General features: G+C 51.4%; 20 protein-coding genes. 4 read left to right on the forward strand and 16 right to left on the reverse strand.

Going from position 1 to position 23,844, the window contains the following annotated elements:
• Positions 1-12: 12 nt before the first annotated feature.
• Entirely contained in the window at positions 13-1,575 is a 1,563-nt protein-coding gene (locus tag NYE33_RS34835; RefSeq protein WP_042134002.1) for an extracellular solute-binding protein, read from the reverse strand.
• Positions 1,576-1,799: 224 nt separating this feature from the next.
• On the opposite strand from NYE33_RS34835, the gene NYE33_RS34840 reads away from it, so the two are divergent.
• Positions 1,800-3,605, forward strand: coding sequence for a sensor histidine kinase (locus tag NYE33_RS34840; RefSeq protein WP_042134001.1), 1,806 nt, complete (start codon positions 1,800-1,802; stop codon positions 3,603-3,605).
• A complete protein-coding gene (locus NYE33_RS34845) occupies positions 3,592-5,211 on the forward strand; it encodes a helix-turn-helix domain-containing protein (RefSeq protein ID WP_341069895.1) in 1,620 nt (539 codons plus the stop codon). Before NYE33_RS34840 ends, NYE33_RS34845 begins: the two co-directional genes overlap by 14 nt.
• A gap of 60 nt (positions 5,212-5,271) precedes the next feature.
• Here the strand turns inward: NYE33_RS34845 and modB are convergent, their stop codons facing one another.
• The 11 genes from modB to NYE33_RS34900 form a co-directional block, all read right to left on the reverse strand.
• Positions 5,272-5,934 carry a molybdate ABC transporter permease subunit gene (gene modB / locus NYE33_RS34850; protein ID WP_042133997.1) on the reverse strand — a complete coding sequence of 221 codons (663 nt, stop codon included), beginning with the start codon at positions 5,932-5,934 and terminating at the stop codon, positions 5,272-5,274.
• Between the two features lie 29 nt (positions 5,935-5,963).
• Positions 5,964-6,743, reverse strand: coding sequence for a molybdate ABC transporter substrate-binding protein (modA, locus tag NYE33_RS34855; protein WP_336101172.1), 780 nt, complete (start codon positions 6,741-6,743; stop codon positions 5,964-5,966).
• A gap of 204 nt (positions 6,744-6,947) precedes the next feature.
• Positions 6,948-7,841, reverse strand: a complete 894-nt coding sequence (nikC, locus tag NYE33_RS34860) for a nickel transporter permease (RefSeq protein WP_042133992.1) — start codon at positions 7,839-7,841, stop codon at positions 6,948-6,950.
• 11 nt (positions 7,842-7,852) lie between these two features.
• Positions 7,853-8,857, reverse strand: a complete 1,005-nt coding sequence (locus NYE33_RS34865; protein WP_042133990.1) for an ABC transporter permease — start codon at positions 8,855-8,857, stop codon at positions 7,853-7,855.
• Between the two features lie 78 nt (positions 8,858-8,935).
• Positions 8,936-10,606, reverse strand: coding sequence for an ABC transporter substrate-binding protein (locus NYE33_RS34870; protein ID WP_341069897.1), 1,671 nt, complete (start codon positions 10,604-10,606; stop codon positions 8,936-8,938).
• Entirely contained in the window at positions 10,590-10,727 is a 138-nt protein-coding gene (locus tag NYE33_RS34875; protein WP_179093601.1) for a hypothetical protein, read from the reverse strand. Before NYE33_RS34875 ends, NYE33_RS34870 begins: the two co-directional genes overlap by 17 nt.
• On the reverse strand, positions 10,727-11,719 hold the full coding sequence (locus NYE33_RS34880; RefSeq protein ID WP_341069900.1) for an ABC transporter ATP-binding protein: 993 nt from the start codon (positions 11,717-11,719) through the stop codon (positions 10,727-10,729). The genes NYE33_RS34875 and NYE33_RS34880 overlap by 1 nt, the downstream gene beginning before the upstream one ends.
• Positions 11,716-12,705 carry an ABC transporter ATP-binding protein gene (locus tag NYE33_RS34885; RefSeq protein ID WP_042133986.1) on the reverse strand — a complete coding sequence of 330 codons (990 nt, stop codon included), beginning with the start codon at positions 12,703-12,705 and terminating at the stop codon, positions 11,716-11,718. Before NYE33_RS34885 ends, NYE33_RS34880 begins: the two co-directional genes overlap by 4 nt.
• Positions 12,706-12,976: 271 nt before the next feature.
• Positions 12,977-13,942, reverse strand: a complete 966-nt coding sequence (locus NYE33_RS34890) for a helix-turn-helix transcriptional regulator (protein ID WP_076247430.1) — start codon at positions 13,940-13,942, stop codon at positions 12,977-12,979.
• A gap of 234 nt (positions 13,943-14,176) precedes the next feature.
• Positions 14,177-14,860 (reverse strand): hypothetical protein, encoded by a 684-nt coding sequence (locus NYE33_RS34895; protein WP_341069902.1) that lies wholly within the window; start codon positions 14,858-14,860, stop codon positions 14,177-14,179.
• A gap of 187 nt (positions 14,861-15,047) precedes the next feature.
• Entirely contained in the window at positions 15,048-15,734 is a 687-nt protein-coding gene (locus NYE33_RS34900; protein ID WP_042133981.1) for a M50 family metallopeptidase, read from the reverse strand.
• Positions 15,735-15,946: 212 nt separating this feature from the next.
• Here NYE33_RS34900 and NYE33_RS34905 point away from each other — a divergent pair, with 212 nt between their 5' ends.
• Positions 15,947-16,456 carry a hypothetical protein gene (locus NYE33_RS34905; protein WP_341069904.1) on the forward strand — a complete coding sequence of 170 codons (510 nt, stop codon included), beginning with the start codon at positions 15,947-15,949 and terminating at the stop codon, positions 16,454-16,456.
• A gap of 52 nt (positions 16,457-16,508) precedes the next feature.
• Complete coding sequence (locus tag NYE33_RS34910; protein WP_042133978.1) at positions 16,509-17,213, forward strand: AIM24 family protein; 705 nt, start codon at positions 16,509-16,511, stop codon at positions 17,211-17,213.
• Between the two features lie 82 nt (positions 17,214-17,295).
• Here the strand turns inward: NYE33_RS34910 and NYE33_RS34915 are convergent, their stop codons facing one another.
• From NYE33_RS34915 to NYE33_RS34930, 4 genes are all read right to left on the reverse strand, one after another.
• A complete protein-coding gene (locus NYE33_RS34915; protein ID WP_042133976.1) occupies positions 17,296-17,751 on the reverse strand; it encodes a Dps family protein in 456 nt (151 codons plus the stop codon).
• A 231-nt stretch (positions 17,752-17,982) separates the two neighbouring features.
• A complete protein-coding gene (locus NYE33_RS34920; RefSeq protein WP_042133975.1) occupies positions 17,983-19,461 on the reverse strand; it encodes a potassium/proton antiporter in 1,479 nt (492 codons plus the stop codon).
• An 87-nt stretch (positions 19,462-19,548) separates the two neighbouring features.
• Positions 19,549-22,095: a discoidin domain-containing protein gene (locus NYE33_RS34925; RefSeq protein WP_341069906.1), complete on the reverse strand. Its 2,547-nt coding sequence runs from the start codon at positions 22,093-22,095 to the stop codon at positions 19,549-19,551.
• A gap of 220 nt (positions 22,096-22,315) precedes the next feature.
• On the reverse strand, positions 22,316-23,830 hold the full coding sequence (locus NYE33_RS34930; protein ID WP_341069907.1) for a glycosyl hydrolase: 1,515 nt from the start codon (positions 23,828-23,830) through the stop codon (positions 22,316-22,318).
• Positions 23,831-23,844: the final 14 nt, after the last annotated feature.

Below are 23,844 nucleotides of genomic sequence, written 5' to 3' on the forward strand. Positions count from 1 at the left end.
TGGGTGTCTTATTTAGTGCGCTGCATTATATTGATCCAGCAATTCCTTGGCTATCTGCATACCTGCACCATTAGTCCAGGTATCAATCTCCTTCTGCACATCTTCCCAGGTGCCTTCACCCAGCACATATTTCGTCATCACGGCGCTCATTTTTTTGTAGCTGTCCGGATTCTTGCTGGCGAACTGTGAGTTGTAGCTGAGGAACGGATTCTCAACACCGATCTTGCTGATAATATCCAGCGTCGCCTTTTGCTGCGCCAGAATCTCCGGCTCCTTGGAGCTGGCGTATACATATGGATCTACCCGGTTCTCCAGCACGAATTGGCTCGGCTTATCCAGGTCGTATTGCTTCTTCTGCTCTTCAGTCTGCACAGCAACACCATCTTTGAAGTCACTGGAGTGAATGCCGGTAACTCCCGCTTTGGAGAATGCTATATTCTCCTCGGAGGCGGTGAAATCAAGGAAATCAACAATCTGCTGAACCTTGTCTTCCGGTACGGAGCTTGGAATGACCCACAGCCCGTAGTATCCGCCGAGTACAGCAGCACCTTTGTGTCCGTCTGCCCCTTCGAGAACGTCGACAATGGCAATTTCAGCATCCGGATCTGTCTGCTTCAGCTTCTCCACATTGGCCTCTCCCAGATCGCTGACATTCCCCACAAAAGCACCAGCTGTGCCTGCCAGGAACTTGCTCCGTGCCTGGCCCTGATTCTTGAGCACCGGCGCATCCTTGTCAATCAGGCCTTTGCTCCAGGAATCTCTCAGCCACTCCAGGAATGCCTTGTATTCGGGAGTCTGGAAATCGCGCACAGCATTCCCGCCGTCCAGCTTCCACACATTAGGAATGCCGAAGGCAAACTGAATCGGAAGCACACCTGAGAACGGTCCGGGACTGTTGACTCCGTCTGAACCATAGATCGTAAACGGAATGGTTTTGCCTCCGCCCGCCGGATCCTTCTCCTTGAATACAGCAAGTGCATTCGTCAGCTCATCCATCGTCTTTGGCACAGCCAGATTGTATTTGTCCAGCCAGTCCTTACGGATCAGGATATTGGCTTCCCCTCCGCCGTACAGGCCGCGCGGCCGGGGAACTCCGTATACCTTGCCGTCAATTCTGATTCCATCCCAGACAACATCATCGATCTGGCTGATATTCTCCGTCTTCTCCAGATAAGGCGTCAGATCATGGAACGCGCCCATCTTCACCAGGTTATTGAATTTGTCATCCTTTCCGCCGTCCATGAGCAGCAGATCATAGGAATCACCTGCCGACACGGCTACGGAGAGCTTATCGGTATAGGCCTCGGAGGGTACGAAGGTCACATCCAGATCAACGTTGCCGCGTTTCTCCAGATCCTCCAGCGCTTTATTGCTGCCCATCTCCGGCGGATTGCCGAAGAGGATCGTCATCGCTTTGATGCTGGCCGGCTTGCCGCCAGTCTCTGTCTGTGCGCTTCCATCCGGTGAGGCTGTGCTGCCTGCTGCAGAATTGTTGTTACCGGAGCAGCCTGCCAGGGCTGTTGCCATTAATGCTGCTGATGCCATAAGCGGTACAAGCTTTCTTGTAAAATTCATTGTTATCCCCCATTCGCTTGTATTGAGTGCGTTTACATTGTTCTTACACTTTGGATTATAGAAGACACCGCAGGTAGTGAACATGCCGGATTCGAGCCAAAGTGTCACCATTCTTAAGATTCCCTCGGATCTGTGTTTCTCCTTATTCTCCAATGTACTATAATCTTTATAGGATAGCCTATCCAGCATCCAGCGTCTAAAACCGGTTAACGGAAGGGGTTCCTATGAGTTCACCATTTTTCAGCTTTTTGCGGCGGAGCTTCTATATCAAGATGATTCTCGTCATGTTCGCCATCTCCGTGATTCCGCTGATTGTATTGTCTATTATCTCTGTAAGCGTATCCACCACAACCGTTGAGAAACAGGTGAACCGTCTGAATGCCCAGCTTGTCAATCAGGTCGTAGACCGGATTGAATTAACCATGACCCGGCTGAGGGAATTAAGCGAGCAATACTCACGTATTTCGTCGATTCAAGGCGCGCTGGTTTCACCGTCGGCCCAATATTTTGAAGAGGTTGTCCGCAAAAAGGACCTGATCTCCGTGCTCAGCAGCGCCTCGGCGATTATCGGGAATGTAGAGGGGCTGCAGGTCTATTCAGCTATTACAGGGGAAGTGCTCTCTTCTACGGAGGCTCCGGCTGCCCTTGCGGATTCCCCTTACCGGCCGCTGATTGAAACGTATTTGGCCTCGGGGAAACCTAATATTTTTCTGGATAAGCACTCTTTGCCGGAACTTGCGATTCTGGACTCTTCCACCTATTATATCTCACGGGTTCCCTTCGATTTGTATGAGGACTTGAAGGGAGTGCTGCTGATCTCCATGAGCAATAACCAATACCAGCGGCAGATCGAGAATATTCAGCTCGGGAGCGAGGGCTCCATTTCGCTGTTGACCGAAGACGGGCTGACGATTGCTACAACCAGCAAGCTGGAGAAAGCCGAGGATACCCGGCGTGTACAGGGTATTCTCAAGCACTGGAAAGAGCTGAACCGCCCCGATCAATTCGCAGCCGGCTCTTCCATTGTCTCAGTAAAACAGACCTCCACCTACGACAACTGGATCGTGGTCTCGGAGATTCCGTCCAAGGAGCTTACCGCCAGCGCAGACATTATCCGGCGGACCGTAACTTATTTCCTGGTCATTCTTGCGGTGCTGGGGGCACTATGCGTTGTCGGGTTCGGGTATCAGTTATACCGGCCGCTGCAAGCCGTGAAGCGGCAGGTCGATGCGCTTAAGAAAGGGCATTTCGAGGCCCGGGTCACTCATTTTGCCAATAATGAAATCGGAGATCTGGGCCGGATGCTTAATACGATGGCTGTCCGCATTCAGGATCTGCTGGCAGATTTGCATGATTCGGAGGACCTGAAGCGCAAGCTGGAGATTAGAGCGCTGCAATCGCAGATTAATCCCCATTTCATGTACAATACCTTAAATACCATCCGGATGTTCGCCATGATGAAGGATTATGAGAAGATCAATTCGCTGATGGGCCGGCTGGTCGCGCTGCTGCGGTACTCTATGGAGAATTTCGAGCAGACCGTGCAGCTTCGGCAGGAGCTTGATTACTTGGCGGATTATGTGGGGCTGCTCAATATGCGGTATAAATGTCAAATCCGGCTGGAGTCAAGCATCGAGGAGCCGCTGCAGAGTATGCAGATTCCGAAGCTGAGCCTCCAGCCGCTGATCGAAAATTCTGTGTTCCATGGGATTCTTCCGCGTAAAACGCCGGAAGGGCATATCAGTATACGGGTCTTCACCGATACCGGGAAGAACTATATCATCCTTGAGATTACTGACGACGGGATTGGCCTTGCGGAAGCCGAACTGAAGAAGCTGCAGCTCCATCTGCTCCATGAAGAGTCCACGGAGAACATCGGGCTGCAGAATGTATGGCTGCGGATGAAGCTGCTGTTCGGAGGGGACGCGCAAATTCTGCTCTCCAGTGCTCCGGGTGAAGGGCTGACGATCCGTATTATGCTGCCGTCTGAGAATGTTCTTGTAAAGGAGGAGCCTCATGAATCCCTATAGAGTTGTGCTCGTGGAGGACGAAATTCCGGCAAGAACGGTATTCCGGCATTTCATTGAAGAGCGTACCGATTTGTTCACGCTGGTCGGCGAAGCCGAAGACGGCCGGGACGGACTGGAATTGTTCCTGAAGCACAAGCCGGAGCTTGTCGTAACCGATATCACCATGCCGGGCATGAATGGGCTTGAGATGCTAAGTGAAATTGAGAAAAGCGGAGAACGTCCGCCGCAGATCATCATCCTTACCTGCCACCAGGATTTCCATTATGCCCAGCAGGCCATTCATCTGAAGGCTGCAGCCTATCTCATTAAAGATGACTGTCTTTCTGATCCCGGCCTGTTGACCCGGACGATGGAGGAGCTGGCCTCCCAGGTGAACTCACTTGATGAAACCCGGGAAAAGCATCTCCAGCTGGAACAGCAGGTCCGCCTCAGCGAGGTGGAGATTGAGCAGAGCCTCTTTCTGGATATGCTGCTGAATCCGGCGGCAGAAGCCAAATGGCTGCGCAGTCTGGAGGACGCTCAGCTCCCGCTTCACGAACAAAGCTTCAAGGTATTGCTGCTGGAGCTGGACAGGAATTCCCTTCGCTTCCCGATCGATCAGCTTGAAGAGCTGAAGCTGTGGCAATTCGCCGGAGTCAACGTACTCAAGGAGCTGCTGGCCGGCGTAGGCCCGAATAAAGTCATCGCGCTCGACAAGGGACGTTTTCTCGCCATATACACCGATACGTCAAAGGCTATGCGCCCCAATTTCCCGGAACAGGTGCTGGATTCCTTTGCCGCCAATCTCAAAATGAGCTGCATTGCCCTGCAGTGCAGCTTCGGCCAGGGACTGAAGGCCCGGCCTGAGGCACTGAAACGGCTGGCTTCTGCCCCCTATCCTTTCTTTTACCGCTTTGGCGATAGCATTGCTATTGAGGATTGGGAACAGATCGCCCGTTTCCAGCGGATTCCGGAGCCCCTTAGCCGATTCTGGAGCAAGGTACTCAAGAAAGCACTGCTGGAGCCGCATTTGAACACGGCTGCACTGGAGCAGGAGCGCCTCTCCTTATACCGCCAGGCTATGGAGCAATCCTGGGACCCGGAGCAGATCAAATCCTTATATTTGAGAGTCTTCCTGGATATGAGCCATAACGTTATTGGAGCAGAGGGCGGTGCGGATCTCGAAGCGGACCTGCGTAAAAAAATGGAGCTGTGCCAAACCTTCAACTCCGTACACGAGGCGACCTGTGATTATTTCCGCAAGCTTCAGCAGCTTCAGGAGGGCGGCCGGAAGATCGATGCTTCGATTACAAGAATCATTCAGCATATGCGCGAAGACCTCAGCTATCCCTATAAGCTGGAGGAGCTGGCAGCTTCGATTAATTACAGTGTGCCTTATTTCAGCTCCATGTTCAAAAAAGCAGTAGGCGAAAGCTTCATTCAATACCTGTCCCGTCTGCGGATTGAAAAGGCAAAGCTGCTGCTGCTTACCACGGATCATAAGACATTCGAAATTTCCGAATCTATCGGTTTTGAGAATTACCGGTCCTTTAACCGGATCTTCAAGAAAGAGACCGGCGTATCCCCTTCCGATTACCGCAGAATGGGTATGGGAATGCCCCAATGATAAACCCCCGGTATCTCCAGAATTTCTGGTGATGCCGGGGGTAATTTAGCTTACACTCCGTCAGGATCGGCGGTTAACAAACATCAGCATAAGGGCCGAGATGACAATGATTGAGCATACCCACATCCAGGCCAGCGTCATGTTGCCGCCGTCAACCGCTACATAGATTGCGGTCGGCACCGTCTGGGTACGTCCGGGGATGTTCCCCGCTACCATAATCGTTGCGCCGAATTCGCCCAGCCCGCGGGCAAACCCGAGCACGTAACCTGCGGCCAGTGAACGGCTGGCCAGCGGAAGGGTTACATAGCGCAGGACCTGAAGCTCGCTGGCTCCCTGCGCCCGAGCGGCATCCTCAAGATCCTTCTCCACCCCTTCAAAGCCCGCCTTGACTGTCCTGTATACCAAGGGGAAAGCAACCACTACTGCGGCAATGACTGCCGCGCCCCAGGTAAACAGAATGGTATGCTCGGTGAACTGCTCATACAGCCTGCCAATCCAGCTCCGCCGGCCGAGGATCACCAGCAGGACGAAGCCGACAACCGTCGGCGGCAGAACCAGCGGAAGCAGCAGGACCGTTTCAACCAGGCTGTGTCCGAAGAACCTCCGCCCTGCCATCTTCTTGGCTGCGAGCGTAGCCAGTAAGAACACTATAATGCTGGTAATCACTGAAATCTTGACCGAAAGCCAGACCGGGGCGAAAAAATCGGTCCAATTGATCTCCATCTCTTCTCACCCCATTTATATAGTAGTTATTATTGTGCTAATTGAAAGCCGTAGCTTGTAAATACCGCGTCCGCCGCTGTTGTCTGTACATAATCGTAGAATGCCTTGGCCTCCGCCTGATGCGGGGACTCCTTAACAATGCCTACCGGATAATTAATGGCCTTGTGCACATGTCCGCCCACTGTCAGGGCAATCTTCACTTTGTTCGACGTAAGCGCGTCTGTCTTGTAGACGAAGCCGGCATCTGCATTGCCTGTTTCCACATAAGACAATACCTGACGGACATCCTTGGCAAAGACCAGCTTGCTCTGCAGCGTATCCCATACCTTCTTAGCCGTCAATGACTGCTGCGCATATTGCCCGGCCGGCACGGATTCCGGCTGGCCGACAGCCACCTTCTTGAAGGCTTTATCGGTAAGCTGGGTGATTGTAGTAATGGAAGTCTTCGAATCAGAAGGCACCACGAGAACCAGCTGATTCTTCAGCAGTTCCGTATTATCACTAATGAGCCCGCCATCTACCAGGGCAGTCATCTGTTTGTCTCCTGCAGAGAAGAACAGATCGGCCGGAGCGCCTTGTTCAATCTGCTTTTGCAGCGTACCGGAAGCACCGTAGTTAAAAACAAGATCAATACCGGGATGCTGCTTCTCGTAAGTCACGGCAATCTTGTCGAGACTGTCCTGCAGGCTGGCTGCCGCAGATATAATAATTTCAGTTTTCTTAGCTGCCTGTGCCTGTTCACCAGGTGCAGCAGACAATCCCGCCGCTACCAATCCCGCCACTAACACTAACCCCAGCTTCTTGAACATTTCCATTCCTCCCATGTATGTATCTTATATATTTTGGTGCTATTCTAGCACATCTTTTTTGGTTTTACTATACGTTTTGATTATGTTTGATTATATTTAGTTATTATTGACATGAACAAGTGATAATTCCAGCTGTAAGTATAGCTACTCAGAAAAAATAGCCCTTACAAGCCAAAGGCCTGCAGGGCTATCAGTGAACAGAAGTTAATTCTTCATACGCGGGTCAAGCACGTCGCGCAGGCCGTCCCCTACCAGGTTGAAGCCTAGCACGGTCAGCATAATGGACAGCCCCGGGAAAATAACCGTCCAGGGTGCCTTCTGAATGAACTGCCGTGAATCCGAGAGCATCTTGCCCCATTCCGGATCGGGCGGCTGTGCGCCGAGTCCCAGGAAACCAAGTGCAGCTGCCTCAATAATCGCAGTGGCGATGCCAAGTGTCCCTTGCACGATAATCGGCGTTAAGCTGTTCGGCAGAATATGGGTCAGCAGAATGCGGTTATTCGTCATTCCGATCGCCCGGGCTGCCGTAATGTACTCCTCCGATTTCAGAGAGAGTACCTTGGCCCTTACCAGCCGGCCATAGGTAGGGATATTAACTATGGCGATGGCATATAGCGCATTCTGCAGCGAAGGCCCCAGAATGGCTACGATGGCAATAGCCAGCAGAATACTCGGGAAGGCCAGCAGAATATCGAACATGCGGGAGATCAGCATATCGATCCATTTGCCGTAGAATCCCGCAAGAATCCCCAGAAACGTACCGACAACAATGGAACCGATAACCGAGAAGAAGCCCACCCAGAGAGATATCCGGGCACCGTATAGAATACGGGTGAACATATCTCTGCCCAGATCATCTGTACCGAACCAGTGGTCAGCGGACGGCGCCTTGAGCCGGTTGACCAGCTCCTGCTCCTTGAAGCCGTAAGGCGCGATGAAGGGTGCCAGCAGGGCAATCAGCACAAAAAACACAATGATGCCAAGGCCGAGCATCGCTGTCTTATTCTTGCGGAAAGCCTTCCACGCATCCCGCCAAGGCCCGGAAACCTTGTCAGCAGGTACAGCCGGGGGCGTTACTTGAATTGATGCCTGTCCCATAGGTTCCCCCCTCACTTGTAGTTGATGCGCGGATCAATGACGGCATAGAGCAGATCCACCAGCAGATTAATGAATACGAAGATAAAAGCAATGATCAGGATACCGGTCTGGATTACCGGATAGTCGCGTGAGCTGATCGCCTCAAATATATATCTTCCCACGCCCGGCCAGGCAAAGATTGTCTCTGTCAGCACCGCACCGCCGAGAAGCGCACCTGTCTGCAGACCTACTACGGTCAGCACGGGAATCAGCGCATTCTTAAGTGCATGCTTATATACGACAAGGAATTGCGACAATCCTTTGGCCTTTGCCGTACGGATATAGTCGGAGTTCATGACCTCCAGCATGCTCGAACGGGTCATCCGGGCAATAATTGCCATCGGAATGGTGCCCAGTGCTATGCTTGGCAGGATCAGATGCTTAATGACCGTCCACAGCTGGCGCCAGTCTCCTGCCAGTATCGTGTCGATCACATACAGATTGGTTATACTCTCCACTGGATTCCGCTGATCCATTCTGCCTATCGAGGGCAGCCAGTGCAGCTTCAGCGCGAATAACATCTGCTCCATCAGCCCCAGCCAGAAGATCGGCATGGACACGCCAATGAGCGCTATAATCATCGCGGTATAATCAAACCAGGAATTCTGCCGCCAGGCACTTAGAATACCGGCGTTCACTCCTACAATCGTAGCGAACAGCATACTTGCTGCCGTAAGCTCCAGCGTTGCCGCCAGATAAGGCATAATCTCTTTGGCAATCGGTGTTTTGGTCCGGATCGAGGTTCCCAGATCGCCCTGCACCAAATCGCCCATATAGTTGAAGTATTGCTGCAGCCATGGTTTGTCGAGACCAAGCTGCTCGCGCAGCGCCTGTTTGGACTGCTCGGTTGCCTTTTGGCCCAGAATGGTTTCTGCCGGATCACCCGGAATGGCATGAATAATGGAGAAGACGATAATCGTCATTCCGATCAGCACAGGAAATAAAACCATGACACGTTTTAATAGGTAGGAGTTCAAGTTGGCTCACCTTCCAGTGGTCCTTAAGCATAACTTGCCGCCCGGCATGCGGCGGCAAGGAAATGCTTATGGAGCATACTATTCGAAGTAAATTTCGCTGTAATATTCCGTACCTGTAGGGCCTGGAACGAATCCTTTCAGATTGGCCTTCGCAGCCAGCAGCGGTGTAGTGTGCACAAGCGGAATCCACGGTGCATCCGCTTTGATGATCTCCTGAGCCTGTTTGTACAGGTCGGAGCGTTTCGCCTGATCCGTTTCCTTCTGGGCATTGATCAGGATCGTGTGCAGATCTTCATTCACATAGAAGGAACGGTTGTTACCAGGGATAGCATCCTTATCGAGCAGGGTATACAGGAAGTTGTCCGGGTCACCATTGTCGCCGGTCCAGCCGAGCATGTAGATATCATCTTTCTCGCCGGCTTTGGTATCATCCAGATAAGTCGCCCATTCCGGGGATTCAATAACCGTCTTCACGCCGATTTTCTCCCAGTCTGCCTGGATCGCTTCAGCAACCTTCTTGCCGTCAGGCATGTAAGGACGGGATACCGGCATAGCATACAGGGTTACTGTATCCGGCAGACCGTCAGGGTAGCCAGCTTCCGCAAGCAGCGCCTTCGCTTTGTCCAGATCGTATGCATAATCCTGCACAGCATCGTTGTAGCCCCACAGTGATGGCGGCATCGGGTTAACAGCGGCACTAGCCTGGCCCGAGAAGAATGCATCAATAATAGCTTGTTTATTCACCGCATAGTTAAGGGCCTGTCTTACTTTCACATTATCAAAAGGTTTCTTCTTAAAGTTGAAGCCGAGGTATGCGACATTGAACGGCGGACGTTCAATCTTCTGCAGCTCAGTGTTACCTTCAAGTGTAGACAGGTCATCCGGGCTCAAATCCTCCATCAGGTCGATCTCGCCGTTCTGCAGGGCATTGAAGCGTGCCGAGTTGTCGGGAATGGAGCGGACGATCACTTTGTTCAGCTTAGGAAGGCCTTCTTTCCAGTAGTTCGGGTTCTTGTCCAGTGTAATGGAATCATTATGCTTCCACTCCGTGAACACGAAAGGTCCTGTGCCTACCGGCTCGTTCTTGAAGTTCTCCTTCTTCTCCTGGATGGCAGCAGGGCTGGCAATCCCGAAGGAGGTCATAGCGATATTCTGCAGGAACGGTGCCTGCGGCTGGTTGAGTGTGAACTCTACCGTAGTGGCGTCTACAGCCTTAACCTCTTTGATTACACGGCTGCCGTCCGGACCGAACATCGAATCATAGTAATCAAAGGAATCGCCTTCGAACTTGAACTCACTTGCCGGATCACTCCAGCGCGTGAAGTTGAAGACTACTGCTTCAGCGTTGAAATCCGTTCCGTCATGGAACTTCACGCCCGGATGAAGCTTGAAGGTATACGTCAGACCGTCAGCAGATACCTCCCAGCTGTCCGCAAGGGATGCCTGTACTTCAGAGGTGCCGGGCTTGTATTCCAGCAGGGAATCGAATACCTGGTGGGCAATCTTCAGGGATTCGCCATCGGTGACAATGGCCGGATCCAGCGATGCAGAATCGCCGCCGCGCCCAAGAATCAGCGTATCCTGAGTGTTAGCCGATGTTTCAGGTGAGCTCTCCGGTGCTGTAGTCGCCGCTGCATTCGTGCCTGCAGTCGCTTCTGTGCCTGCGTTGTTATTGTTACCCCCGCAGCCGCTTAATGTTAATACCGCCCCCAGCGTTACTGCCAGTGCAAGACTACTCCACTTCTTCATCTCTAGAAAACTCCCTTCTCTCATTAAAAGTATTAAAGCGTTTATATGGAGCTGCGCCAAAGCGCTGCCATATATCAGGGCCAATGCATAGAGAGCGGTATTGAATTCTTCCTTCTTTCATTAGGCCAGCCGGGAACGGACTTCCTCATCATACAGATGGCACGCGGTCAAATGTCCGGCCCCTGTCTCCTGCAGCGGCGGTCTGACATTACGGCATACCTCCATCACCCTGGGACAACGTGTATTAAAAGCACATCCGACCGGTGCATTCGCCGGACTCGGCACCTCACCCTGCAGAATGATCCGTTCCTTGCGGATATCAGGATCGGGCTCAGGAACTGCGGACAGCAGTGCCTGCGTATAGGGATGCTGCGGATCGGCATAGAGCTTATGCTTATCAGTGACTTCAACAATCCGTCCCAGATACATGACGGCAACACGGTCGCAGATATGCTTCACCACGCTGAGATCATGGGCGATGAAGATATAGGTCAATCCGAATTCCTTCTGTAAATCCTGCATCAGGTTAATGACCTGTGACTGGATCGATACATCCAGTGCAGATACAGGCTCATCGGCGATAATCAGCTTCGGCTGGAGCGCCAGTGCTCTGGCAATCCCGATCCGCTGGCGTTGTCCGCCGGAGAACTGATGCGGGTAACGCTGCAAATGCGCTTTAGCCAGCCCGACTACATCCGCAAGCCGTTCTACTTCAGCCCGGCGCTGCTTGGCATCGCCTACTCCGTGCACGATCATCGGCTCTTCAAGAATACGCTGTACGGTATTGCGCGGATCTAAGGATGAGAACGGGTCCTGGAAAACAATCTGCATCTCCCGGCGCCGCTTGCGCATCTCCTCTATAGATAGCTTCGTGATATCCTGACCTTCGAACCAAACCTCTCCCGCCGTGGGCTCAATCAGCCGAAGCAAGGCACGGCCGGTTGTGGATTTACCGCAGCCGCTCTCTCCAACCAGGCCAAAGGTCTCACCTTTGCTTACCGAGAAGGAGATATCGTCCACAGCCTTGACATAACCCTGCGCGCGATTGAAGAACCCTTTGTTGATCGGATAATACTTCTTAAGGCCCTTGACCTCTAGCAGGCTCTCACTCATACCGCATCCTCCTGTTGACTTTCATGCAGCCAGCATCTGCAGCTGTGCTGTTCCTCCTGGAGCGTAAGCTTCGGAAGACTTTGACGACAGATATCCATGACATCAGGGCAGCGCGGCGCGAACCGGCAGCCCTGCATTTCTTTGCTGAGAATCGGCACATTGCCCGGAATTGAATACAGTCGTTCTCTGGTTTCATCCATCCGCGGTACCGATTCGATCAGCCCCCGGGTATACGGATGCAGCGGATTCTTGAAAATATCACGTACGCTGCCTTCCTCCACTACCTTGCCGGCATACATAACCGCAACACGGTGGCACATCTCCGCTACAACACCAAGATCATGGGTAATCAGCATAACTGCGGTACCCTGTTCTTCGTTAAGCCGGCGGATCAGATCCAGAATCTGTGCCTGAATCGTTACATCAAGCGCAGTCGTCGGCTCATCGGCAATCAGCAGCTCCGGACTGCAGGAAATGGACATGGCGATCATTACACGCTGGCGCATGCCTCCCGACAGCTGATGCGGATATTCATCAATAATGGCCTCCGGCCGGGGAATGCCAACCTTGCGGAGCATCTCTACAGCGTGCTCCCGGGCCTCCTTCTTGGAGAGTCCGCGGTGCAGGCGTACGGTTTCTATAATTTGCTGTCCGACCGTGAACAGCGGATTGAGCGAAGTCATCGGTTCCTGAAAAATCATCGAGACCGAGTCACCGCGGATCTTACGCATCTCTTTCTCTTTGAGCGGGACAAGATCACGGCCCTTCAGCAGGATACGTCCGCCCACGATTTTTCCCGGGGGATTCGGAACCAGCTTCAGAATGGACAGGGAGGTTACGCTTTTACCACAGCCGGATTCGCCTACCACACCCAGAACCTCACCCGGATTAATGTACAAATCAACACCGTCAACTGCAGGAACTTCACCGCGGTCGGTAAAAAAGTGGGTGTGCAAATTTTCAATTTTTAGAATGGGCTGGATCAAATCTCTACCTCTCTTCTACTTAAAAATTGAACAAAGGTCAAATGACAGGATAGAAAATATATTTAAAAAGTTAGATATATTAACGAATACCTGACATGACACGTTACAATAATCCGCTTAAATACACATTGTTGTTATTTAATGTATAACTTACTATATATACCCCGACTAGACAAGGAAAATTTGCACATATAACTAACACGAGTGTTTTGGTATGAATAATTACATGCCCAACCTGTGTAAATACCTATATATAAAAAGAAAAACTGCGCTATTTGTATAGCGACAGCCATTTCTCGAGCTGATTTCTGAGAACTTCCCGGTAGTAGACCGGCTCCATAATCTCAGCTTCTTCCTCGTATCTCATAATCCAGTGAACAAAGCCAATATCCTGCTCCACCGCAACCTTAAAATGCAGACAGCGGTTCTGGCGGTCCACCCTGCTGGGCTTCACAAACATCTCCTCATGCTTAAGCCTCTCCATCATCCGTTCCGAGAACTTGACTTTGAATTCTACCTGCAGACTATCCTGATCCAGAGACCACTTCTGCTCCATAAAAGCCTGTAAATCAAATTTATCCTTGGAGAACCAGCTGTCCAGCGGCTTCACACTGGAAAACCCGTTAATATGAAAGGTGCGGATGATCCCGAAGCGATGACAAAACCCAATCAAATGAAAACGATTCTCCAACGGGACCAGGCAGTAGGGATCAATTTTGATACCTTTTTCTTCGTATGCATTCTCACTGTAGTCCGCCTGTATACTGCGCTGCTTCATCACGGCATCCAGAATGCCGGTCAGATAGAATGGCTGATCTCCATGAGATCCGCTTCTCTCCATCCAATGCTGACCCGCTTCCTTCTTCGCGCTCTCCATCGTTTCTTCCCTTTCTGCCTTTTGCTTATATTCTGCGGCCATCACTTTCTCATAGGCGTCTTCGAAATCCGGGGGCAGTAAAGGTTTGATATCCGTCATAATACTGCGCAACTGTGAAAATGCGGCTGCTTCTTCTTCTGACCAATCCAAAGGGTACAGTGCAAAATTACCGATAAAAGCATATCCCTTACCGTGTCCCATATGGGTAATGGGGATATGCATGGCACTGAGCGCATCCATATCCCGGTAAATCGTTCTCTCACTGTTGCCGCATCGTTCCGCCAGCTCACGGGCCAGAATTCCCGGTTTGGCTTGAACTAGCGTAATAATGCGCATCAGCCGGATTAATCGGTCTGTCATTTTCAGTTCTCCTTGATTCATGGTAAAATAGACCCATTATTTTTAAATAAACTAGTTATATATATCTATAACCAAGGATGTAATAACCGAGATAAGAAAATATAATAGAACTATTTTACTATATTACCACATTTATATATTACACGATTCGTTATCTATTTCTGCGAATTGGATTCAAATTTTAACCTATATGTATGATCACTGCCTATTGTATCCCTGCTGCATTCCTTACATTTATCTCGTTACAACCTTTCCCAAGAGAGTCATCTCCACCTCAAGCTGCTTATAGAGTGCTTCCGCTTCCTTTACAAGCTGCATATCGCCGGAACGTGCAGCGAGCAGCAGCAATTTATCCCCCTGACGCCGCAGCTTCTCCGTGGAGACCTGCTGCTGATTTTGGGCTCTGGCCACTTCCCTTTCTGCTAATAATCCCTCCATTTTGAGCAGTTCTACATGCTTCTCAACATGAAAACAACACTGAGCGCCCAGTACATCCGTATGATGTGAATATTCCATTCCGAGCTTCTTGAGCGGCAGCTCACGTATACGTTCTACCGTGGGCTGTCTGTATTGCCACTGCAGCCAAAGCGCCTCATGTATGCCTGCAGGCATGCCTGACATCGTAAATTCCAAAGCAATAAACCTGCGTTGCCCGGAATGGATTTTGCCCAGCTTCAGCAGCAGTGAGCGTCCTTCTCCTTCTTCTGCTGTACACCCGTAGCATCCGGTCACCGTAACGTGGCTTTCCAGCCATACACGCAGCTCAATTTCCCGGGCTACAACCTTTCGGCTTTTCTTGCGGAATTCCTCTCCTTGTGACACTCCTTTCCACTCCACGAGCAGGATAATATTCTTCGCACCTCCTGCTAAAATCCGATCCTGGCTCCAAGTAAATATGGGCTGAATACTTGCTTGCATATTTCCACCTCTTTCTTTTTTTGGGTCTTCTATTAATGTACCAATAATGGCGGACAACTCCTTGTCATGGAATATATGTTCGGTCCTATAATATCGACAAAAAAAGAGCCAACCTACCACTAAAGGTAATTGCCTCTTTGCGAAAGTCTATTATTTTGTCAAAATATGACGAACACAGTTTTGCGCATTATAGGCTTCTTGCCCGGTTAGCTTTTTTTTCTTCCCTGAAAAAAAAGCCCAGCGCCCACTTGGCACATAGCAGCGAGAAGAGGAAGAACAGCAGTGCCCACAATATAGCCGGCAGCGGCGTTAATCTGGCCAAATTTGCTGCATCCCCCGCACGGGAAGGCGTCAGTACCGAAGCCGTTACCAAAAATAGCGTCCCCATTACGGACTCCTCCAGAGTCAGAAATGCAAGAAATAAATAATAATATTTGCTGACCTTCGGCCAAAGGAACAGCATAGCGGCATTCAGCAGAATAAAACCGCTCAGCCAAATCATCCCAAAGCCGCCCCGTACATAGAGCACCAGCATCACCAGCGCAACACCGCTGGCCATAATCAGCCCCCACTGCCGCTTGTCTCTACTATATAGATAGAAGAGCAGCAATGAGAACAGTGAAGCCAGAGGATAACCGGCCAGCGATACAAGAATTGCCCTCCCCCCTGCGGCAATCGCTGAATAGGTTACACCGCTATGGTCGGGATGCAGCTCTATCCGCAGCACACTCCCCGAGAGCAGCAGGGTTACCAGCGCATGGCCGAATTCGTGAAACATCGTATCCAGATTACGGAATAAGGATGAGAACGGAATAAACCGGGTCAACAGTGCAGAACCTGCCAGAAACAACAACGTTTTGAGCCATTTATTCACTCGAAGCAGCTCCTTTCCGTTCAAAGTATACGTTAATTTATGTGCACACTCAATATAATAGAAACCTTCATATGATTTGTACTGTATTACACATATGGTTACCTGCATAGACAGGAAGGGTAATTATGCCTAAAGCTGCCCGCACTGCCCAAATCAGGACCGGCTATGATAAAATAAGAATACAACAAGCCTATAACAGGTGGTGATCATTAATGAACAAACGCGCAACAAGAAATATGATAAAGCTGCTGGGGTCGGCCTTGCTGCTGCTCGGGATTTCTTTCACTTATGATATCCCTGAGGCCAAAGCCAACTATTTCACTGATTTATATAATGGACTACAGAGCTTCTCGGAGCTGCCCGGTGAAGTCAACAAACTGCAGGAGAGCTATCAGCAGACGGCGGAGGAACTGCAGAAAACAAAGGCGGAGCTTGGAACGGCAGTGGACGAGCTGGGGCAGACAAAAGACCAGCTGGACCAGTCTCTGCAGCAAATGGCGACCTACCAGGCCCAGAATGCCGCGCTGCAGGAACAGAACCGCCAGCTCAGCCAGGTCGTCGATGAACTGAAGAATGACCGTACGGCACGGGAAAATTACTATAACCGGATCAAGGTGACGGTAATCACCGGACTTGCTCTTATCCTGGGTTATTTCCTGCTGATCCGGCTGCTGCGCTTCACCATGCGCCACCGTTCCAGAAGAAGCGACCGGCTGCGTTAAGGCTGGAGGAAGAAGCGCATGTATACAGCACTGCACGAGGGGAGCATAAGGAATGAATGTTGATGTCCAGGATGAAGGCGACAGCGGCAGCGGACAGGCCGTTGCTTTTACCGTCGCAGAGAATGAAGAGGTTCATGTGCTCCATCCGCAGCAGATTATAGCCTATCAAGGCCCCTCTTCAGGACGGGCGGACCGGCTGATGGATGTGAAGGGCATGTACCGCAAACGAAAGCTGATCCGCTCGGATATCACCGGCCCCTGCCGGTTCGTCGCTGCATTGCCGCCCGGTTACCGGGTCAAGACGCTGCAGCTCGACGGCAAGAGCGATCTGCTCTATGATTTCAGGCATCTGTTCTTCTACAGTAAGGGAGTCACCATGCAGACCAGAGTATTGAATATGAAGAATATGCTGATTACCCGGGATATCGTCAAGGTGAAATTCTCCGGTCATGGCAGCATCGGCATTCTGACAGAAGGTACAGTCTGTGAAGCCGAGCTTGACCCGTTTGATCCGCTGTATGTCGATGCCGGCAGTATTATTGCCTATCCCGAGAATGCCCGGCTTGAGCTTACGGTCTACGGCAATCATCTCGCCAGCCAGCATATGAGCTATCACTGGAAGATGACCGGCCACGGGCCTGTGCTGTTCCAGGCCGGACGCCAGAGCAGGCGTTTTCAGCGGGATAATAATGAAGACGGCATTATCAAACGGTTCCTGCGCGAGGCGTTGCCGTTTGGCGGAGTATTTATCAAGTAAACCTGCCGGGATAACCGGCCATACTGCAAAGAACGCCCGTGCGGATACCACGGGCGCTCTTCTTTTATACTATTGTTACGGTTTAAGCCAGGTAAGCGTTCAGCATCCAGGATGTTTTCTCGACGCTTGTTCTAATACCGATCAGCAGGTCAGCCGTAGGCTGGTCGCTAAGCTCTTCGGCAGCAGAGATTGCCTGCTTCAGCTCTTCGGCTACGGCAGTGAAGTCCTTAACCAGCTGCGCTACCATTTCCTTCGCGCTTTCGCCGCCGGTTGCTTCCTTCAGTCCGGAGAGAGCCAGATATTGTGTCATTGTGGAAGCAGGTTGTCCGCCAATGGCGAGCAAACGTTCAGCCAGCTCATCCACATAACCGGCAGCTTCATTGTACAGCTCTTCAAATTTCTCATGCAGCGTGAAGAATTGTGCTCCGCTGACATACCAGTGGTAATGATGCAGCTTCACTCCAAGCAGCGTCCAGTTCGCTGTCTGACGGTTCAGGGCAGCATGCAATTCAGTATGGCTTTTAACTTGTGTACTCATTCTAATAACCTCCTGGGATGTGTATTTATTTGTTATTGTATTTAGACTCATTCTAAATCTATATACAATTTAACACAGATTACGCCTTAATGCAACTCTGTTTTATGATATAGGGTTACTGCAAATTCTAGCATTCCCCTTTCGGAACCTCCTATTATTTCGGTCACAATGCTGTAAAATCTGCTATATTGACACAAATCACTTCACCCGGCAGAGAAGCTCACATTTATCCTAAACCGATGTGATATCTGTCTCCGCCGCCTTCCCCTTCCCGCTCCGGAAGATCGCCCGCATCTCGTCCCGTTTGGTCTTGGGGCTGAGTACATATACTGTATCACCCGGTTCAATAACCGTGCTGCCATGCGGCGTCACGATGCTCTTGTTGCGGATAATCGCGGTGAACAGGATATCATCCGGCAGCCCGATCTGCGCAATCTGCATCCCGGCAATCGGCATATGCCGGTCAATCCCGATGTGGTTAAATTCGGAATCCGTCTTGCCAAGAGCCACGAGCTCCATCAGCGACGGCTGGGATGCATCCTCCCGTCCTACCAGTCTAAGCCGCGATGCCAAGGGCGAAATGGTCGTTCCCTGAATGACCGCCGAGGTCAGGACTACGAAGAAAACGACATTGAAGAACAGCCGGCCCTGCGGAAGCCCCGCGAGCAGCGGGTAGGTCGCAAGCACAATGGGGACGGCGCCCCTGAGTCCGGCCCAGGAGATCAGTGTCTTTTCGCGGAAGGAGAACTTGGCAAACAGCAGACTGATGAATACACCCGCAGGTCTTGCTACTACCATTAGAATAACGGACAGCAGTATACCCTGCCAGGCAATATCCGCCAGCTCCTGGGGAAAGACCAGCAGTCCGAGCAGGATGAACATGGCAATCTGCATCATCCAGGCAAAGCCGTGATTGAAATTCATGATCGTACGGTGATACATCAGCTCGGAGTTCCCCAGCACCAGCCCCATGACATAGACGGCAAGCAGACCGCTGCTGTGGACCATCGCCGAAACCCCGTAGGTCAGAACCGCAAAGCCGATGGCCATCACCGGGTACAGCCCGGTGGAGTCCAGATTGATCCGGTTGATCAGATATGTAGCCAGCTTACCGATAAGAATCCCCAGCAGGAGACCAATTCCCATCTCCCAGAAGAAGGAGAGCACCAGACTCCAGATTGCAGTATCAGGATGCTGTATCCATTCTATCAGGGAGACGGTGAGGAATACCGCCATCGGATCGTTGCTGCCTGATTCTGCTTCGAGTGTAGAGGTCAGGCGTTTATCAATGTTTTTGCCGCCCAGTACTGAGAACACCGCAGCCGCATCCGTCGAACCGACAATCGCCCCGAACAGGAAGCTCTCCGCCCACGGCACGCCTAATATAAATCTGGCAAAAACACCGACAACCCCCGTTGTCACAAGCACACCTGCCGTAGCCAGCGACAGCGCCGGCTTCATGACCGGACGGATATCCTTCATACTCGTCTGCATTCCGCCTTCAAACAGAATAACCACAAGCGCAAAAATCCCGGCGATCTGTGTTAATGAAGCATTGTTGAAATAAATGAAATGGCTGAGCACCATCCCGGCAGCGATAAACAGAACCAGTGCGGGCATTCCAAAACGGGTGGAGAATTTGGTGGACAGCACGCCTACCAGCAGCAAAGCCGCCAGCAGCAGAATAATTTGATCTGCAAGATGAGTCATCGATCCGGTTCACCCCTTTCCCATTCATACTTCGCAGCAAAAAACCCCGGTGGCTTCTTAAATCCACGGAGCTTATTATGCCGTCCTTTATTCTCTTGAATACACCTGCAGCTCCTGAATCGACCAATAGTTGCCTCCGGAACCTGTCTGCTGTATGCGGATATAACGGGTTTGGACCTGGGAAAAAGCAATTCTTGTCAACTCCAGCTTCCCTTTGCCGGATGCTACCTGTGTCCAGCTCTTGGCATCATCGGATACCTGGACGGTATATCCCCGCGGATAATCATACGACGATAAAGTATAAATCAGCTCTATGGCTTCTATTGCATGTACTGCACCTAAATCAATCTGGAAGTATTCACCTGATGCCTGGTGTTTACCGGTATCCCAGCGTGTGCGCCGGTCCCCGTCAATGGCACTCTCCGGCTTCGAGGCTGCCGTGTTCACATTAGACGTAACCTTCCAGCCGGTCCGGTCCAGCGGGACGAGTCCGGTTGCTGTAATCTGCGTCTTCTCCGACATGACGCCAGAGCCTGACACTCTTACCGCATAAGTATACAATGTGCCCTCCTGCAGTTTGCTGTCAGTGTACTCTGTGCTCTGCACACCTGCCGCAATCACTTTCAGTTCACTGCCCGGGCCGTCGGCCCGGAGCACTTCATAGCTTGCCCCGGGAGCCTCCAGCCAGCTCAGATGCATCGACAGCCCTTTGACTGCCGCGGCCTTGAAGCCTTGCGGCGCCACATCCGCTACTTCGGAAGAGGGCTGCAGAATATACTGCACCGCCTCACCCGGAGCCAGCGTTTCGGTGAATTCCAGCACAGGCGTAGCATTCCTGCCCGACATATAGCTGCGTGCCTCTTCATAAGTATCTCCGCGGCCAAAGCGTTCACCCTCATATACGGTCTTCTCCGGCATGGTCACCTTCACTTTAACCGTCTGCTCGGTTTCTTCGAAATTGACAAAGTTCACAAGCAGTTTGTTGGATGTGGCTCCGCTGCCTGCCAGAGGCTCAAGGGTGGAAGTGTCTACCGCCCGCACATACACCAGTTTGTCAGCCAAATCATCTTTGTTCGTAATCTGGTAGCTCAGCGGCGCCCCGTGTGTGGCATAAGCCAAATCCAGCCGGCGCATAATACTTACGCGTGAGTCTTCACCTTCTTTGGTATAATAAATCTCTGTAGCTCCCGGATCATGTTCCTCCAGGTTGAAGCCGTACTTGAACAGACTGAAGTTCTTGAAGAAAGCGGCATGCTGCACAAACATATCGGCATATCCGATATGCCCCCGCATAATCCGGTCAAACACCGCCGCAGTCCGCTCGGACGCGCCGTATTGATAGGCATCCACATGAGAATCCGAGGTGCCGAATTCGGTGGTGAGCATTTTTTTGCTGAGACCGTCTACAGCTCCCCCAAAGGTCTTCAGGTTCTCTGTAAAGCTGCCTCCATTGCTGAAAATGTAGGATTCACCATAGGAATGCCCATTGGTCAAATCCGTTACTTCCTCCAGCTCGTTCCGCTGCTCCGGGTCCCGTTCCCAGCCGTCCGGATCTCCGCACTGCTTAAGCGTCCCCTTCTGATTACCACAGGAATCTTCGCTGTAACCCGGCCAGTATGCCCAGCCCGGGGCCACCGTCTGCAGATGCGGTGCGATCGTCTTGCCTTTCTTATTCAGCCAGTCGGCTATCGCCAGATTGACTGCTTTGGAACGGTTGAACAGTCCGGGCTCATTATCCACCTCATAATACTGGAAATACTGGCCGTACTGCTTGAAATAATCGGTCAGCTTCTTCTCCGCATCATCCGGCAGTGAACCGTCTTCCTTGAGCTTGATATCACCCGTGTACAGATAGAGGGCAACAGCCTGCATATTATAATCCTTCAGGACCTCGTAGTACTCTCCCATATTCTCACAGGATCTGCCTACATCGCTGGCACAGCTGGTCCGCATAATGTTGCCGCTGTAGGCTAAACCCAGCCATTTCATAATATAAGGCAAATGCGTAACTGCACCTTTGTCAAAATAGAACTGTTTGTTGTTGACCATGGTTCCGGTCAGCGTATAGCTCCCGTGAATCGGCTCCTTGACCGGAGTCTTCAGTGCTTTCAGACTAAGGTTATCCCATGTCCACCAGTTATACTTATCCTCCGCAGCGGAGGAATAGATCCCGCGCGCTGCCCGCAGCGTCAGCTCGTTGGTTCCGCTGATGAGCTGTTCTTTGGGAATGTACAGCTCATAGGTTTTGCGGAAATCGTATTTACTGTCCGTACCGTCCACACCGGCAATCTGAATAATCCCTGACAGCTGCCGGTTAGAGAATACGCTCATCTGCGGTACGGATTTGTAGGCATCAAGGATGCTGACACGAAATAAGACCCCGTTAACCGGGATCTTATCCAGCTTGTAGGTAATCCGCAGTTCAGGATTGGTAGCGCCGTGCAGCCCGGACGGGATACTCTGAAGCTCCGCCGCCTTCACTGCGGTTGAAGCAACGCTGAATACCCCCTTGGCCCCGTTTGATCCGACTGCTGTAAACTCTGCGGCTGAACCGTCATGCTGGCCCAGCTTCCATAGCACAGTCCCCTCCGGAACTGCGGGACCCGCATCCTTGGCCGCAGATAATTCCGACATGTCAACTTCCACCTCGCCGCTATTTGTCCCATCCTCTCCGAAGACAGAAACGGACAACAGAAACAAGATGATCAATGCTGCAAATTTTAGTAGTAGATGAATGGGTTTATTTCTCTTTGTTTTGAGTCTAGTCCTCATTCCCTTGTCCTCACTTTCTTCCAGGGTGGCTGTAATGTACCGGTTTCCGTAGAGCCGCATTCGTGATGACCAGCTTCATTCCTCAAGGAAGAGTCAGCGCGTTCTGGGGAATCACCGCCTGCTTCTGGCGCGGGCTTTGCCACATCAGACGGACGCTTGCGTCACCGTGATTCTCATAATACTCCACTTTAATATCGTAGGCAGTTGCGGCTGTAAGAGTTATACTTCCCTCCCGGCTGACACCGCTTTGCTTCTTCCAGCTGTCAATGATCAGCTTGCCGCCGATCCACACACGGATGCCGTCATCGGAAGAGGCTGTAAAAGTATACTTTTCACTGTAGACTGGCTTGATCTTACCGGTCCAGCGTACGGAAAAAGAGTCCTTGCCGATTCCCGGCGCTGGTGAATCCCCATGCCAGTTGAAGTCAATCCTGTTGTCATTCCGGGTAAGCAGCGGTTTGCCGGACAGCTCCGTATTGCCGAAATACTGCCCCTTGAGACCGTTGCGAGATACCGCTGTAAGTGCGTTGAGCTGAGCACTCAGTGCCAGCTTGTAATCATCCCGTGATACGGTGTACTTATTGCTCATAAAGCTTTGAATTTTCTGGAGATTATTATTCTCGAGCAGCATTTTCCCCCATGTCATCGTATATACCCATTTACTCTGGGTTTGAGACAATATGACAGGGTCTGGAAGCTCTCCGCTCTCCCCGATACCGATGGGTTTGCCGTCAGCCAGCTTCAGAAGGTTCTCGTAATAGGATTGCTTAAAGTCATTGTTATAAATATCGGCTGCCAGTACATCCACCTTGGCGGCACCCGGATAATAATTGCTGTAAGCCTTTGCCCACTCGTTCGGTGCATTCGGGTTCCATACCCACAGCAGATTATTCAGCTTATGCGTGTTCACCATACGGTCGTACACTATATCCCACAGCTGGGCAAAGTTATCCTTTTGCCCCCACCAGAACCAGTTGCCGTTCATTTCGTGATATGGACGCCATAAAACCGGAACTCCGGCATCCCGCAGTTCACCCAAGTACCCGGCTACCTCATCCAGCTCGGCGATTAGAGCTTTGTACTGCGGGGTTCCCGGAGTAACATAGGCGTCAAATTTATCCTGGCTCAGATTCATTTTCACATTAGCCCATTCGGGAGAGGTTCCCGGCAGATTCTGATGGAAGGTCATCGCCACAATGCCTCCGCCTTTGTGCCACTTAATGGCACTGTCTACGACAGCCTGACGCTGCCTGGCAATGGTCTCCTTGGACTGGTTGTTAATAGCTCCCAGCTCGTAGCCGTGCAGAACGGCATACTGTCCGCTTGCATTTTTAAGCTTATTATTGAATTCATCGGGGCTCTCCAGATAATCATGCTGGCCGGAGATCATACCTTTGCCGCTGAGATCGGACAGATAGCTGAGCAGTGCAGCAGCTTCCTTGGAAGCGGAGGGATTAACGGGTTGGATGGAAGCGGCAGGAGTGTTTACGGGGCGTGCTACGGGAAGACTGCGCGCCTCCCCCCATGGCAGAAGTGAAAGGATAAGGATAATTGGAATAATTGTTGTATATAGCCTGTACTTACGGTAAGTGTTCAATATAATCTCCTTTC

Source organism: Paenibacillus sp. FSL R10-2199 (genome assembly GCF_038000235.1).
Classification (GTDB): Bacteria; Bacillota; Bacilli; order Paenibacillales; family Paenibacillaceae; genus Paenibacillus_AQ; species Paenibacillus_AQ phytohabitans.

What these genes read in the sequence shown, in the direction of transcription:
- NYE33_RS34880 (WP_341069900.1), bottom strand. Translation starts at nt 11,719, where the DNA reads ATGAGTGAGAGCCTGCTAGAGGTCAAGGGCCTTAAGAAGTATTATCCG.
- NYE33_RS34845 (WP_341069895.1), top strand. Translation starts at nt 3,592, where the DNA reads ATGAATCCCTATAGAGTTGTGCTCGTGGAGGACGAAATTCCGGCAAGA.
- nikC (WP_042133992.1), bottom strand. Translation starts at nt 7,841, where the DNA reads ATGGGACAGGCATCAATTCAAGTAACGCCCCCGGCTGTACCTGCTGAC.
- modB (WP_042133997.1), bottom strand. Translation starts at nt 5,934, where the DNA reads ATGGAGATCAATTGGACCGATTTTTTCGCCCCGGTCTGGCTTTCGGTC.
- NYE33_RS34835 (WP_042134002.1), bottom strand. Translation starts at nt 1,575, where the DNA reads ATGAATTTTACAAGAAAGCTTGTACCGCTTATGGCATCAGCAGCATTA.
- NYE33_RS34920 (WP_042133975.1), bottom strand. Translation starts at nt 19,461, where the DNA reads ATGACTCATCTTGCAGATCAAATTATTCTGCTGCTGGCGGCTTTGCTG.
- modA (WP_336101172.1), bottom strand. Translation starts at nt 6,743, where the DNA reads ATGTTCAAGAAGCTGGGGTTAGTGTTAGTGGCGGGATTGGTAGCGGCG.
- NYE33_RS34840 (WP_042134001.1), top strand. Translation starts at nt 1,800, where the DNA reads ATGAGTTCACCATTTTTCAGCTTTTTGCGGCGGAGCTTCTATATCAAG.
- NYE33_RS34910 (WP_042133978.1), top strand. Translation starts at nt 16,509, where the DNA reads ATGAATGTTGATGTCCAGGATGAAGGCGACAGCGGCAGCGGACAGGCC.
- NYE33_RS34925 (WP_341069906.1), bottom strand. Translation starts at nt 22,095, where the DNA reads ATGTCGGAATTATCTGCGGCCAAGGATGCGGGTCCCGCAGTTCCGGAG.
- NYE33_RS34890 (WP_076247430.1), bottom strand. Translation starts at nt 13,942, where the DNA reads ATGACAGACCGATTAATCCGGCTGATGCGCATTATTACGCTAGTTCAA.
- NYE33_RS34895 (WP_341069902.1), bottom strand. Translation starts at nt 14,860, where the DNA reads ATGCAAGCAAGTATTCAGCCCATATTTACTTGGAGCCAGGATCGGATT.
- NYE33_RS34915 (WP_042133976.1), bottom strand. Translation starts at nt 17,751, where the DNA reads ATGAGTACACAAGTTAAAAGCCATACTGAATTGCATGCTGCCCTGAAC.
- NYE33_RS34870 (WP_341069897.1), bottom strand. Translation starts at nt 10,606, where the DNA reads ATGAAGAAGTGGAGTAGTCTTGCACTGGCAGTAACGCTGGGGGCGGTA.
- NYE33_RS34905 (WP_341069904.1), top strand. Translation starts at nt 15,947, where the DNA reads ATGAACAAACGCGCAACAAGAAATATGATAAAGCTGCTGGGGTCGGCC.
- NYE33_RS34875 (WP_179093601.1), bottom strand. Translation starts at nt 10,727, where the DNA reads ATGAAAGAAGGAAGAATTCAATACCGCTCTCTATGCATTGGCCCTGAT.